Annotated in this window: 10 protein-coding genes; 6 read left to right on the top strand and 4 right to left on the bottom strand. The window is 71.3% G+C overall.

Annotated elements, in window-relative coordinates; all coding sequences use genetic code 11:
• Nucleotides 1-46: 46 nt before the first annotated feature.
• Nucleotides 47-3,184 carry an ATP-dependent helicase gene (locus BLT23_RS25520; protein ID WP_090053067.1) on the top strand — a complete coding sequence of 1,046 codons (3,138 nt, stop codon included), beginning with the start codon at nt 47-49 and terminating at the stop codon, nt 3,182-3,184.
• An 87-nt stretch (nt 3,185-3,271) separates the two neighbouring features.
• Complete coding sequence (locus BLT23_RS25515) at nt 3,272-6,628, top strand: ATP-dependent helicase (protein WP_090053065.1); 3,357 nt, start codon at nt 3,272-3,274, stop codon at nt 6,626-6,628.
• 56 nt (nt 6,629-6,684) lie between these two features.
• On the opposite strand, the gene BLT23_RS25510 is transcribed toward BLT23_RS25515, so the two are convergent.
• Both BLT23_RS25510 and BLT23_RS25505 read right to left on the bottom strand, forming a co-directional pair.
• Nucleotides 6,685-7,221, bottom strand: a complete 537-nt coding sequence (locus BLT23_RS25510; RefSeq protein ID WP_090053062.1) for a hypothetical protein — start codon at nt 7,219-7,221, stop codon at nt 6,685-6,687.
• Nucleotides 7,222-7,274: 53 nt separating this feature from the next.
• Entirely contained in the window at nt 7,275-7,667 is a 393-nt protein-coding gene (locus BLT23_RS25505; RefSeq protein WP_090053059.1) for a DoxX family protein, read from the bottom strand.
• 62 nt (nt 7,668-7,729) lie between these two features.
• Between BLT23_RS25505 and BLT23_RS25500 the strand changes: the two genes are divergently transcribed.
• Together BLT23_RS25500 and BLT23_RS25495 are read left to right on the top strand one after the other, a co-directional pair.
• The gene (locus tag BLT23_RS25500) at nt 7,730-9,163 is read left to right on the top strand and encodes a M20/M25/M40 family metallo-hydrolase (RefSeq protein ID WP_090053056.1); all 1,434 of its coding nucleotides are present in this window, start codon (nt 7,730-7,732) and stop codon (nt 9,161-9,163) included.
• Nucleotides 9,150-10,190 (top strand): potassium channel family protein, encoded by a 1,041-nt coding sequence (locus BLT23_RS25495; protein ID WP_090053053.1) that lies wholly within the window; start codon nt 9,150-9,152, stop codon nt 10,188-10,190. The genes BLT23_RS25500 and BLT23_RS25495 overlap by 14 nt, the downstream gene beginning before the upstream one ends.
• Here BLT23_RS25495 and BLT23_RS25490 read toward each other — a convergent pair.
• Both BLT23_RS25490 and BLT23_RS25485 read right to left on the bottom strand, forming a co-directional pair.
• Nucleotides 10,162-10,770: a hypothetical protein gene (locus BLT23_RS25490; RefSeq protein WP_143036037.1), complete on the bottom strand. Its 609-nt coding sequence runs from the start codon at nt 10,768-10,770 to the stop codon at nt 10,162-10,164. The genes BLT23_RS25495 and BLT23_RS25490 overlap by 29 nt on opposite strands.
• Nucleotides 10,771-10,843: 73 nt before the next feature.
• The gene (locus BLT23_RS25485; RefSeq protein WP_143036036.1) at nt 10,844-11,452 is read right to left on the bottom strand and encodes a single stranded DNA-binding domain-containing protein; all 609 of its coding nucleotides are present in this window, start codon (nt 11,450-11,452) and stop codon (nt 10,844-10,846) included.
• Nucleotides 11,453-11,547: 95 nt separating this feature from the next.
• Here BLT23_RS25485 and BLT23_RS25480 point away from each other — a divergent pair, with 95 nt between their 5' ends.
• Nucleotides 11,548-12,225 carry a response regulator transcription factor gene (locus BLT23_RS25480; RefSeq protein WP_090053045.1) on the top strand — a complete coding sequence of 226 codons (678 nt, stop codon included), beginning with the start codon at nt 11,548-11,550 and terminating at the stop codon, nt 12,223-12,225.
• A complete protein-coding gene (locus tag BLT23_RS25475) occupies nt 12,222-13,493 on the top strand; it encodes a sensor histidine kinase (protein ID WP_090053042.1) in 1,272 nt (423 codons plus the stop codon). The genes BLT23_RS25480 and BLT23_RS25475 overlap by 4 nt, the downstream gene beginning before the upstream one ends.
• Nucleotides 13,494-13,629 lie beyond the last annotated feature (136 nt).

Genomic DNA, 13,629 nt, shown 5'->3' with positions numbered 1-13,629 from the left:
GGCGGGCGTCGCTGATCTTGTCGGTGCAGCGTGGTGAAATCGGGACGTGGCACTTCCACCGCAGCTGGTCCGCAGGAAGCCGGAGACGCGCCCGCGTCCCCGGTGGGACAGCGCTGCCCAGCGGGTCTTCACGCAGGAGGGCTTCCTGCGGGTCCTGGGCGGTCCCGGCACCGGCAAGACGACACTGCTCGCCGAACTGGCGGCGCACGTCGTGCTGGAAGAGGGAGCCGACCCGGAGAACGTGCTGGTCCTCACCGCGAACAGGCGCGCGTCGGTGGCGGTGCGCGCACACGTCACGCGGCTGCTGACCGGGCACCTGCCGGCGGTGCGCGAACCGTTGGTGCGCACCGTGCACTCCTACGCGTTCGCCGTCCTGCGCAACCAGGCGGTGCTGCTCGGCGAACCTCCGCCGCGGCTGCTGTCCGGTCCCGATCAGGACGCGATGGTGCGCGAGCTGCTCGCGGGTGACGTCGAGTCCGGCGCCCTGCACTGGCCGGACCGGCTGAGGCCCGCACTGGAGCTGCCCGGCTTCGCCCACGAGCTGCGCGACCTGCTGCTGCGCGCCGCCGAACGCGGCCTCGGCCCGGAAGACCTGATCGAGCTCGGCGAACAGCACGGCCGCGACGAATGGGTGGCCGCGGGCCGGTTCGGCGCCCAGTACGAGGCCGTGAACCTGTTGTCCGGCATGGACTCCGCCACCTCCTACGCGCCCGCCTACGACGCGGCGGAGCTGGTGGCGTCGGCCTACGCGGCCTTCCTGAACGACGAGGAGCTGCTCTTCGGCGAACGGCGCCGCGTGCGGTACCTGTTCGTCGACGACGCGCAGCACCTCGACCCGATGCAGTACTCGCTGGTCAGCTCCCTGGGCTCGGGGGCGACGCGGTTCGTCCTGGCGGGCGACCCGGACCAGGCGATCTTCACGTTTCGCGGCGCCGACCCGGAGATCCTGCGCGACGTCCCCGGCGAGACGGTCGTGCTGCGGCAGTCGCACCGGATGCTGCCGGAGATCCGCGACGCGGTCGCCCGGCTGGCGTCGCGGCTGCCCGGGTCCTCACCCACCCGGTCCGTGCTGCCCGTCGACGGCGAGGGGACGGTGCAGGTGCGGCTGCTCGCGTCGTCCGCGCAGGAGGCGACGTGGGTGGCGGACCAGCTGCGCCGCTCGCACCTGGCCGACGAGGTGCCGTGGTCGCAGATGGCCGTGGTCGTGCGGTCGGCCACGCTGTCCCTGCCGGTGCTGCAACGCGCGCTGCTCGCCGCCGGAGTGCCCGTGTCGGTGGCGTCGGACGAACTGCCGCTCGCGCAGCAGCCCGCCGTGCGTCCGCTGCTGGCCCTCGTCCGCGCGGCGGCGATGCCGGGAACGCTCGACGAGGACACGGCGGCCATGCTGCTGTCCTCGTCCTACGGCGGCGCCGATCCGTTGGCGCTGCGCAGGTTGCGGCGCGGCCTGCGGCGGCTGGAGATGGCCGCGGGAGGCGACAGGCCCAGCGGAGACCTGCTCGTCGAGGTCGTCGAGACCCCCGACCGGCTCGCGGCGCTCGAAGACGCGGAGTCGTTGCCCGCCAGGAAGATCTCCCACCTGCTGTCTCTGGCGCGCAAGGCGGTCGAGGCGGGCAAGTCCGTCGAGGTCGTGCTGTGGGAGCTGTGGACGGCGTCCGGGCTGCAGGACCGCTGGGTCGCCCAGTCCGCCCGGCGCGGCATGCCCGGCATGCAGGCCGACCGCGACCTCGACGCCATCGTCGCCCTGTTCGAGGCCGCCGCCAAGTACGTCGACCGGCTGCCCGGCTCCGGCGTCGCCGGGTTCGCCGACTACCTGGAGTCCCAGCGCATCGTCGGCGACACCCTCGCCGCCTCCGCCCCGACCGGAGAAGCCGTGTCGGTCCTCACGGCCCACTCCGCCGCCGGCCGCGAGTGGGAGGTCGTCGCCGTCCCCGGCGTGCAGGAAGGCAGCTGGCCGGACCTGCGGCTGCGCGGCACCGTCCTCGGCGTCGAACGCATGGTGGACGTGCTCGCCGGAATGGAACCGTCGGTGTCCGCCGTCGCGCCGATCCTCGCGGAAGAACGCCGCCTGCTGCTCGTCGCCGCCTCCCGCGCCCGGTCCAAACTGCTGATCAGCGCCGTCCGCGGAGAAGACGAGCAGCCGTCCCGGTTCCTCGACGAGATCGAGTCCACGGCCGAGGAAGAACGCAAACTCCACCGGCCCCAACGCGGACTGGTCCTCGGCGAGCTCGTCGGCGAGCTGCGCCGCGTCGTCTGCTCCGACTCCGAAGACCCGGCCCGCCGGTCACGTGCCGCCGCCCAGCTCGCCCGCCTGGCCGAAGCCAACGTCCCCGGCGCCCACCCGGACTCCTGGTACGGCCTGGCCGACGTGTCCACCGACGCCCCGCTGTGGACGGAGGACCAGAAGGTCAGCGTCACCCCGTCCACCATCGAAGTGATCACCAAGTGCCCGCTGCGCTGGGTCGTCGAACGCCACGGCGGCCAAGACCCGGCCGAGCTGGCATCGGTCACCGGCACCCTCGTGCACGCCCTCGCCCAAGCCGCCGCCTCCGGAGCCGACGCCACCGCCCTGCGGCAGAAGCTCGACGAGGCGTGGGCCGCCGTCGACGCGGGCGCACCGTGGTTCTCCCGCCGCGAACGCATGCGCGTCGAGAAGATGCTCGACACGTTCCTCGCCTGGCTCACCATGAGCCGCAGCCAGCTCACCCAGGTCGCGGTCGAGGAAGAGATGGTCGTCGAGGTGCCCAAACGCGACGGAGGCCCGTGGCTCCAGGTCCGCGGCCGCGTCGACCGGCTCGAACACGACGAGGACGGCCGCCCCGTCGTCATCGACCTCAAGACCGGCAAAAGCCCCGTGTCCCGCGAAGCCACCCAGGAACACCCGCAGCTGGCCGTCTACCAGCTCGCCTCCTCCCTCGGCGGGTTCACCCACATCGGCCTCGGAACAGAACCCGGCGGCGCGAGGTTGCTGTACGTGGCCAAAGAGGACAAGAAGACAGGAGCCGTCGAACGCACCCAGGCACCACTCGACGAACAAGGCGTCCGCGCCTGGCTCGAAGTCGTCCAAGGCGCAGCCGAGTCCGTCCTCGGCCCCCAGTACACCGCCCGCGAGAACGCGGACTGCGACAGGTGCCCGGCCCGCACCACCTGCCCGGTCCACCCCTCCGGGCGGCAGGTGAGCGAGTAGGTGCCCGTTGACCAGCACTTCCCCGGTCAGTGGACGAACAGGACCGGCTGGTGCGGACGCGCACGGCGTGGATAGGAAGATGTACCGGTGACCGTCAGCCCGTTCGAGATCGCTGAGGCGCTCGGGCTGAACCGGCCGACCCCCGAGCAAGCCGAAGTCATCGCCGCACCCGCACAACCCGCCCTGGTCATCGCCGGAGCCGGAGCGGGCAAGACCGAGACCATGGCCGCCCGCGTCGTCTGGCTCGTCGCCAACGGCCTCGTCCAGCCCGACCGCGTCCTCGGCCTCACCTTCACCCGCAAGGCCGCCCGGCAGCTCGCCGACCGCGTCCGCGCCCGCCTCCGCCGGCTCGCCGGATCACCCCTGCTCGACGAGCTCGACCCCAGCGGCGAACGCAAGATGTCCGTCCTCACCGGCGAACCCGTCGTCCTCACCTACCACGCCTACGCGGGCCGCCTCGTCACCGAACACGGCCTGCGGCTCCCCGTCGAACCCGGCGTGCGGCTCCTCACCGAAACCGCGTCCTGGCAGCTCGCCCACCGCGTCGTCGCCACCTGGGCCCACGACCTCGACACCGACAAGGTCCCCGCGACCATCACCGGCTACCTGCTGTCCCTCGCGGGCGAGCTCGGCGAACACCTCGTGACCCCCGACCAGCTCGAAGCACACGCCCGCGAGCTGTGCGCGCTGATCGAGAACGCCCCCAAAGCACCCCGGCAACGCGACGCCCTCCCCGAGAAGCTCAAGGACATCGTCGCCGCCCAACGCCTCCGCGTCGCCCTCCTGCCCCTGCTCGACGCCTACCAGCAGCGCAAACGCAAAGAAGCCGCCCTCGACTTCGCCGACCAGATGTCCCTGGCCGCCCAGCTCGCCGCCTTCCCCGAAGTGGCAGGCGGCGAACGCGAACGCTACGGAGCCGTCCTGCTCGACGAGTACCAGGACACCGGCCACGCCCAACGCGTCCTGCTGCGGTCCCTGTTCGGCCTCGGCACCCCCATGCCCGTCACCTCCGTCGGCGACCCCGCCCAAGCCATCTACGGCTGGCGCGGCGCCTCCGCCGCCAACCTGCCCCGCTTCGCCGACGACTTCCCGCCCACCCGCAAGTACGGCCTGCTCACCAGCTTCCGCAACCCGCCGGAAGTCCTCGAGCTCGCCAACGCCGTCTCCCTGCCCCTGCGCGAAGCCGGCCTCGACGTCGAAGAGCTGCGCGCCCGCCCCGGCGCGGGCCCCGGCGACGTCCGGCTCGCCCTGCACCAGGACATCCGCCAAGAGCTCGACTGGCTCGCCGACACCCTCGCCGCCCAATGGGAGGCACACCTCGACGCCGAAGGCGCACCCCCCACCGCCGCCGTCCTCGTCCGCCGCCGCTCCGACATGGCCGCCATCGCCGCCGCCCTCCGCGACCGCGGCCTGCCCGTCGAAGTCGTCGGCCTCGGCGGCCTCCTCGACGAACCCGAGGTCCGCGACCTCGTCTCCGCCCTGCGCGTCCTCGTCGACCCGCTCGCCGGCACCGCCGCCGCCCGCCTCCTCACCGGCAGCCGCTGGCGCCTCGCCGCCGCCGACCTCGCCGCACTGTGGACGCGAGCCAGAGAACTCGCGGGAGTCGCACCGCGACAGTCCGTTGTGGACGACCCACTCCTGGTGCTCGCCGACGCCCTCCCCGGCGAACACGCCGAACAAGCCGGCCTCGCCGACGCCCTGGACGACCCCGGCGACCCCGACGCCTACTCACCCGACGGCTACCGCCGCATCCGCCGCCTCGGCGGCGAGCTCGCCGCACTCCGCCGCCGCCTCGACCAGCCCCTCCCCGAGCTCGTCGCCGACGTGGAACGCACCCTCCTCCTCGACATCGAGTCCATGTCCCGCCCCGGCATGGTCGGCAGAGCCCACCTCGACGCCTTCTCCGACGTGGTCACGGACTTCGCCGCCGCCTCCCCGTCCGCCACCCTCCCGTCGCTCCTCGACTACCTCTACACCGCCGAACACGCAGAAGACGGCCTCGAACCCGGCGAAGTGGAAGTCTCGGAAGACCGCGTCCAAATCCTCACCGTCCACTCCGCCAAGGGCCTCGAATGGCACATCGTCGCCCTCCCGCACCTCGTCCGAGACGTGTTCCCCGGCCGCAAGAAGTCCTCCTGCTGGCTCAAGTCCGTGACCGAGCTCCCCGCCTCCCTGCGCGGCGACTCGGCCGACCTCCCCGAGCTCCGCCTCTCCGCCGGCCACAACCGCAAGGAAGTCGACGAGGCCCTCACCATCCACGCCGAGGAGTTCGAAGAGCGCCGCCTCGTGGAAGAACGCCGCCTGTTCTACGTGGGCGTCACCCGGGCCGAGCACAGCCTCCTCATGTCAGGCCACTGGTGGGCGGAGACAGGCGACAAGCCCAAGGGCCCCTCGGTGTTCCTGAAGGAGATGCACGAGGTCCTGCAACGAGACACCCCACCCGGCGACATCGCCGTGTGGGCCCCCGAACCAGACCCCGACACCCCCAACCCCCTGGCCGAAGACGTCAAGTCCACCCAATGGCCGGCCGACCCCCTCGGCAAACGCCGTGACGCCGTAGTAGAAGGCGCCCAACTGGTCCTCGACGCCCTCGACGCCCTCCGCAACGCCCCGCCAGCCCCCCTGCCCCTGATCTTCGACGAGCCCTCCACCAGCACGGCCGACGAAGACGACTACCCACCCCCGGACGAACCCCCGGACGACGACTTCCCACCAGAGCCGGAACCCCTCCCCGACGACGTCGTCCCCGACGACCCCGAAATGCCGGAAGACCCGGACCCGGAAGGCTGGGCCCGCGACGTCGACGTCCTCCTGGCCGAACGAGCAGCAGCCCAGAACCGCCGCGAACAGGTGCTCCTCCCAGACCACCTGTCCGTCTCGCAGCTGGTCGAACTGGCCAAAGACCCGGACACCCTCGCCCGCAGGCTCCGCCGTCCCCTCCCGTTCCCCCCGAACCCCCTGGCCAGACGAGGCACCGCCTTCCACACCTGGCTGGAGAACCGCTTCGGCGCCACCAGACTCCTGGACCTCGACGACCTCCCAGGAGCAGGCGACGCCGACGCGGCCCCCGACGCGGACCTCGAACGCCTCAAGGAGTCGTTCCTCGCCAGCACCTGGGCCGACCGCACCCCGCACGACGTCGAAGTCCCCTTCGAGACGGAGTTCGACGGCATCTCCGTCCGAGGCCGCATGGACGCCGTCTACCGCGACCCGGACGGCTGGACCGTCGTCGACTGGAAAACCGGCGCCGTCCCGGATGCCGACGCCCTTCCGGCGCTGTCCGTGCAGCTGGCCGCTTATCGGCTGGCGTGGGCGGCGTTGACCGGGGAGCCGTTGGAGCGGGTGCGGGCGGCGTTCCACTACGTGCGGCACGACCACACCGTCCGGCCGGCCGACCTGCTGGACGAGCAGGGGTTGAAGGACCTGATCCGGTCAGTGGGGTGAGTGGCGGTTCGGGCCTGCTCCAGGCCGAGCGAAGCGACGCGGGACGGAAAGCCCCGTCAAGCCCCGGCGGGCGCGTGAGAAGCCTTCAAAACCCGCTCGTACAACACCTCGAGCAGCCAGCGCCCGAACAGCGAAGGCCCGAACTCGGGCGAGCGGTCCTCCGGCGGCACCATCAGCTCGGCCGAAGTCTCGTCTCCGACGACCACGCCGATGCCGTAGTAGTCGAGCTCGATGTAGGACCAGGCTTGCGAAGCCTGGGAGCGGGGGAGCATCACCGCGCAGGGCGCGAGGGTCAGCAGGGTGCCGCAGGACTGCAGGGCGCGGTCGGTCGTCGACTCGCTGACCAGGACGCCGACCAGGTCGACGGCGGCGACGGGGAGGCGGTCGTGGGCCTCGGGTTCGAACCAGGAGCGGAACCACGACGGGTCGGCGCGCGGGGGCCAGCCGTTCGCCGTTCTCCACTCGTGCACTTCGGGCAGCAGGCGCACGACCGCCGACACCTGCTGGCCCAGGACGGCCACGTCGGGGATGACGACTCCGTCCCAGTCGAGCGCGGTTGCGGCGCGCTGGAGAAGCGTGTGCACAGGGCGCATCCTAGGGTTCCTCGCGCGGAAAATGACAGCGTTTGGGGATACTTGGTTAAGGATTACCCAGGGTTGTCAGGTGCGGCTTTGGCCACTTTCCACGCCCAAGCCACGAGTGGGATCTGCAGAGGCAGGCGACCATACGCCAGGGCTCGGGCCGTTGGCGACTTCTCGCGGAAGTCGAGCGCCATTTTCACGTTCGCCGGGAAGACGGCCAGGAACAGGGCCGCGGCGGCCAGGGCACCCCGGCGGCGGGTGCGCGGGGCGACGACGGCGGCGGCGATGGCCAGTTCGGCGGCGCCGGAGGCGTAGGTCCACTGGCGCGGGGTGCCGGGCAGGGCTCGCGGGACGATCGCGTCGTAGTACTTCGGCCTGGTGAAGTGGGTCGCTCCCGCCAGGCCGAGCAGCGCGGCCAGCGCCAGGGCCGACCGCCTTCGGGAACGGTTCGGTTCCATGACGCAACCCTGTCACGCCTGCGGAGCGTCGGCGAGATCGGGCTGGCTTATTGTCCACGACTGTGGCAGGTGATTCTCGTCATCCCGAACGCGCTGCTGTCGAGGCGCTGACCGACTCGTTCGTCGCCGGGCTCCTCGAGTGGATCAGGATTCCGAGCATCGGCGTCGATCCCGCGCACCACGGTGACGTGCGGAGATCCGCCGACTGGCTCGCCGGGCGGCTGCGGGAGGACGGGTGGCCGCAGGTCGAGGTCTGGGACGACGGGCCCGCGCTTCCCGCCGTGTTCGCGTGCTGGCCGTCGGAGGACCCGCAGGCGCCGACGGTCCTGGTCTACGGGCATCACGACGTGCAGCCGGTCGACCCCGTCGAACGGTGGCACCACCCGCCGTTCGAGCCCGTGACCAGCGGTGACGAGGTGCTCGGGCGGGGTGCCAGTGACGACAAGGGGCAGGTCGCCATGCACCTGCTCGCGGTTCGGGCGCATCTGGCGGCGACCGGGCGGACGTCGCCGAGCGTGACCTTGAAACTCTTCGTCGAGGGCGAGGAGGAATCGGGTTCTCCGCATCTGCGAAAGCTGCTCGAAGATCACGGAAATGCGCTCGGGTGCGATCTTGTCGTGTTCACGGACACGTCGTTGCACGAACGCGACGCGCCGACCGTCAACACCGGGCAGAGGGGTGTTCTCGGCGGCGAGATCGTCTTCTACGGCGGAACCGACGACGTCCATTCCGGACGTGCGGGCGGGGCCATTCCGAACCCCGCCACGGCGCTCGCGAAACTCGTCGCCGCGCTGCACGACGACGAGGGCCGGGTCCGGCTCGACGGCTTCTACGACGACGTGCGGGAGCCGACGGACCGGGAGCGCGAGGACTACGCGTCGTTGCCCTTCGACGAACGGGTCTGGCTCGCCACCAGCGGCGGCGGTGCGCAGGCGACGTCCGGCGAGCCCGGCTACTCGACGCTCGAACGGATCTGGGTGCGGCCCACCGCCGAGGTCAACGGCCTGCTCAGCGGCTACACCGGGCCCGGTCTCAAGACCATCGTGCCCGCGTCCGCGACGGCGAAGATCAGCTTCCGGCTCGTGCCGGACCAGCGGCCGGAGAAGGTCGAGGACCAGCTGCGGGCGTTCGTCGCGAAGCACACGCCGGACGGCATCCGCGCGGAGGTCACGTTCCGCGGCACGGGCGTGCCGCCGTACGCGATCAGTCCCGACCACCCCGCCAACGCCACGGTCCGGGAGGCGATGGAGCTCGCGTTCGACCGGCCGGTGCGGTTCGCGCGGGCCGGTGGGTCCGGGCCCGCCGCGGTTCTGCAGGCGTTGCTCGGCGTGCCACTCGTCTACCTCGGCGCGACTTTGCCGGATGATCGCGTCCACGCGCCGAACGAGCGCGTGGTGGTGCCGTTGCTCCTCAAAGGCGCGGAGGCGGCCGCTCACCTGTGGCGGATGCTCGCCGGAGCGGGGATCGCGAAGAGGGTGACGGATGAGTCTGTCTGAGGAAGCCGCGCATTCGCTCGTCGGCGTGATCAGGATGCCGGAGCAGGGGACGAGCCCGGCCCGCGCCATCCTGAAACGCGTCATCGGCGCGATGGCGGCGTTGCTGCTCGCGGTGTTGATCGTCTACCTGGACCGCGACGGTTACCGTGATGTCAACGAGGACGGTGTCTCGCTCCTCGACGCTTTCTACTACGCGACGGTGTCGCTCTCGACGACCGGCTACGGCGACATCACTCCGGCGTCGTCGTCGGCACGGCTGGTCAACGTCCTGGTCATCACGCCGTTGCGGGTCCTGTTCCTGATCGTGCTGGTCGGCACGACACTCGAAGTTCTCACCGAGCGCTCCCGTCAGGCGTTGCGCATTCAGAAGTGGAGGCGGGTCGTGCGGGACCACGTCGTGGTCGTGGGTTACGGCACGAAGGGGCGGTCCGCGGTCGCGGCACTGCTCGGGGACGGTGTCGAGCCCGGTTCCATCGTCGTCGTGGACACCGTGCAGGAGTCGCTCGACGCCGCGTCCGCCATCGGCCTCGTGACCGTGCACGGATCGGGTACGCGCAACGACGTGCTGAGGGTCGCCGGTGCGGCACGAGCGCGCGCGATCGTCGTCGCACCGAACCGCGACGACACGGCCGTCCTGATCACGCTCACGGCTCGTGAGCTGGCGCCCAACGCGCAGATCGTGGCGTCCGTGCGGGAACGCGAGAACGAGCACCTGCTCAAGCAGTCCGGCGCCGACTCGGTGGTGGTGTCGTCGGAGACGGCGGGCCGCCTGCTCGGCATGGCCACCGCGACGCCGACCGTCGTCGCCATGGTCGAGGACCTCCTCACCCCGGACGCGGGCCTCGCCATCGCGGAGCGCGACGTCGAGCGGAGCGAGGTGGGCGGGTCGCCGCGGCACCTGTCCGACATAGTGCTGGGCGTGGTGCGGGGCGGGAAGCTGTACCGGGTGGACGCACCGGAGGCGGACGCGATCGAGCCGGGGGACCGGCTGCTCTACGTCAAGAAGGTGACCCCGGCGGGGGAGTAGGCACCTGGGACACCTGGTCCGGGCCGGAAGACGGAGGCGGAACGACCGGGAGCGGGCCAGAAGGATGCGGGCCGGAAGGATGCGGGCCGGACGGGAAGGGATCGGCCGCCGGACCTGGAGAGGCAGGGCCGGGAGGAACCGCGCCGGCGGAGACCTTGGCCCGGACCGGGGCGGGAGAACCAGGCAGCACGGCCGGGGCGCGCAGCGGGGCGTAGCGGAAGAGGAACGCGTAGAAGCCACCTGCCAGCGCCGCCAGGCAGAGCAACAGGGCGGTGACGCGGTTCGACACCGGCGGTCCGGCTGGGACGGACGCGGCGGACGACACCATGTCGGTGCCGGTGATGACGATCTCGACGGTCTCGCCCTCGGTGTGCCCGCAGCCGTCCAGCTTGGCCTGCTTCTTCTCGCCACCGCCCGCGTCCCACTCGACGGTGTCCATGCCGCGACCGCACGTCCCCGACTCGACGACGGTCGCGGCCACGGGTCTGGGGGGTTCCGCGGCGCCCAGCACCCTGCCGGGCACGAGGAGGGCGACCGCGACCCCCATCCCCACCAGTCCTGCGACCAGGAGGATGAACACCCATCTGCTGGGGCTACGCGGAACCGCCACACTGCGATGTTCGCAGACGCGGCGGCCCACGTGGAGCCCAGGTTTATTTCGTCAGCTGCCGCAGCTGCTCGACCTTGATGGTCTTGCCGTCCGACACGGTGCCGGTCACGGCGACCAGGTCGCCGTTCTTCGGCTTCTCCGCCACCGCGGACAGGTCGAGCGGCGTCTGCAAGCCGTCCACCTGGACCAACGTGGCCTTGTCGCCGTTGACGTCCTTGACCGTGCCGCGTTCGGCGGCCTTCGCGAGCGCCACGTTCAGCGCCTTGCCGTCCTTCACGCGCACGGTCACGCGCTGCTCGGCCTGAAGGCCCGCGAGGTCGCCGCCGCGCAGCTTCGTCGAGCTGTCAGTGGTCAACGACACCTCGTTGCCGTCGTCCTTGATGACGACGAGCTTGCCGGACTCGACGGACTTGACGCGTCCGACGACGAGAGTGCTGTCCTTCAGGGCCGCCCTGTCCTTGAACCCGGCCCTGTCCTTGAACTCGCCCCTGTCGGGCGGTCCGCCCGGCTTGCCGAACCCGCCGGGGTGGTGCTCGCCGAACACTGCTGCTGGGCCGTCGGGGCCCTCGGCCGCGGTGGCGACCGCGATGCCGCCGACGGTGAGCCCCACGGCCGCCACGACGGCGCCGGCCCACGCTGATTTCTTCGACATGGACACCAGAGTCCGCGCACAATCTGAAAACGGGCTGAAGGCGCTCCTGAGAAGGAGCTGAAGGCGAGTCGCCCGAACGCCGGATGATCAGCAGAATGGTCGAGGTGTCAGCCAGGGTGTTGGTGATCGAGGACGCCGAGGCGATCGGTGCCGCCGTGTCGTCCGCGTTGCGCGAGTCCGGGTACGAGGTGCAGCACCGGCTGGACGGGCGCCAGCTGGAGACCGACCTCGGTCGCTTCCGCCCCGACCTGGTCGTCCTCGACGTCATGCTGCCCGGCCGCGACGGGTTCCAGCTGCTGGAGGTGATCCGCCGGTCCTCGGGGGCCGGGGTGGTCATGCTGACCGCCCGCGACGGGGTTCCCGACCGGCTGCGCGGGCTGTCCGGCGGAGCCGACGACTACGTGGGCAAGCCGTTCGTGCTCGCCGAGCTGGTGGCACGCGTGTCCGCGGTGCTGCGGCGGCTCGGCAGGACACCGTCGACGGTGCAGGTCGGCGACCTGGTCGTGGACGCGGACGCCGGTGTCGTGATGCGCGCGGGCCGGGCGATCGAGCTGACGGCCACGGAGCTGCGGCTCCTCGTGTACCTGGCGGCCCAGCGCGGGCGGGTGGTGTCGAAGACGCAGATCCTCACCGCCGTCTGGGGCTACGAGGACTACGACCCGAACCTCGTCGAGGTCCACATCAGCGCCGTGCGCCGCAAGATCGAGGAACACGGGCCGCGGCTCGTGCACACCGTCCGCGGCCTCGGCTACGTGCTGCGGGCCGACGAATGAACCTGCGCACCGTCTCGTTGCGCCGCCGGGTGACCTTCTCCGTGTTGCTCGTGCTGTTGCTCGTGCTGGTGGCACTGGTCATCGGGGTCGACAGGACGTTCGCGACCCAGTCTTCGAGAGACGTCGACAGCGTGCTGCGGGAGGCGCAGACCCGCGCGGCCGGCTTCGTGGTGCGGGGGATGCCGCCGCGCGAGGTCGTGCGGCAGCTGTCCAAACGGAACATTCGCGTGGTCGTCGAGCTGTCGAACGGCGCCTTGGTCGGGGAGATCCCGGAAGGCGGGCACTACCAACGCAACGCGCGGACCATCAACGGCAACAAGTACACCTTCTACGCCGACACCGAGGCGATCTCGCAGGCGCAGCTGCGGTTGCGGAAGTTGCTGGTGCTGCTGGGACTCGGCGCGATCGTCGTCACCGGGTTGTTGATGATCGTGGTGGTGCGGCGGGCTTTGGCTCCGCTCGACGCCATGACGTCGCTGGCTCAGGCGATCGCGGCTGGACATCGCGGCGGCCGGTTGAACCCTTCTCGTACCGATACGGAGCTGGGGCGCACGGCGGCTGCGTTCGACGGGATGCTGGATTCGCTGGAGGGGTCGGAGCAGAGGACTCGGCGGTTCGTCGCCGATGCGGCTCATGAGCTTCGCACGCCGATCACCGGGGTTCAGGCTGTGGCCGAGGCTTTGGTGCAGGCGCCCGTCGACTCCCCTGACCGGGACCAGATGTCCTTCTTGCTGGTGCGGGAGGCTCGGCGGGCCGGGCGGCTGGTGGACGACCTGCTGGCGTTGGCCCAGCTCGACGCCGGGTACGAGATGCAGCGGGAGCCGGTGGACTTGCTCGCCCTGGCCGAGGCCGAGGTGGCTCGTACCCGGTTTGTGGCGCCTGACTTCGACATCGCTGTCGAGGGGGTGTCGGTTGTGGTGGAGGGGGACGGGCAGAGGCTGGCTCAGGTTTTGGCGAACCTCGTCGACAACGCCCGGCAGGCGACCGGGCCCGGTGGGGTGGTGCGGATTCGGGTTGATCCGACCGGGTTCAGTGTTCGTGATGACGGCCCAGGGGTGCCTGAGGGGGAGCGCGAGCGGATCTTCGACCGGCTGGTTCGGCTGGACGACGCCCGGGACCGGCGGTCTGGGGGGTCCGGGCTGGGGCTGGCCATCGCCCGGGGGGTGGTTCGGGCCCACGGCGGGGAGCTGACCTGTGAGCCCGCTGACCGGGGAGCGGTTTTCCGGGTCCGGTTGCCTGGCGCTGCCCCCAGACCCCCGGCGATCTGATCCGGGCCCCGCCGCGCGGGCCGGGGTCGCTGCTCGGCTTCGCCCTAGATGATTGATTCCTGGATCTTCAGTGGTCGTAGGCGATCAGTGAGCGCTTGACGGGTGCGTCGATGATCCAGTTGTGCCAGATCGCGGC

The organism is Lentzea fradiae (assembly GCF_900100955.1).
Lineage (GTDB): Bacteria > Actinomycetota > Actinomycetes > Mycobacteriales > Pseudonocardiaceae > Lentzea > Lentzea fradiae.
This window is presented reverse-complemented; position numbering and strand designations above follow the sequence as displayed.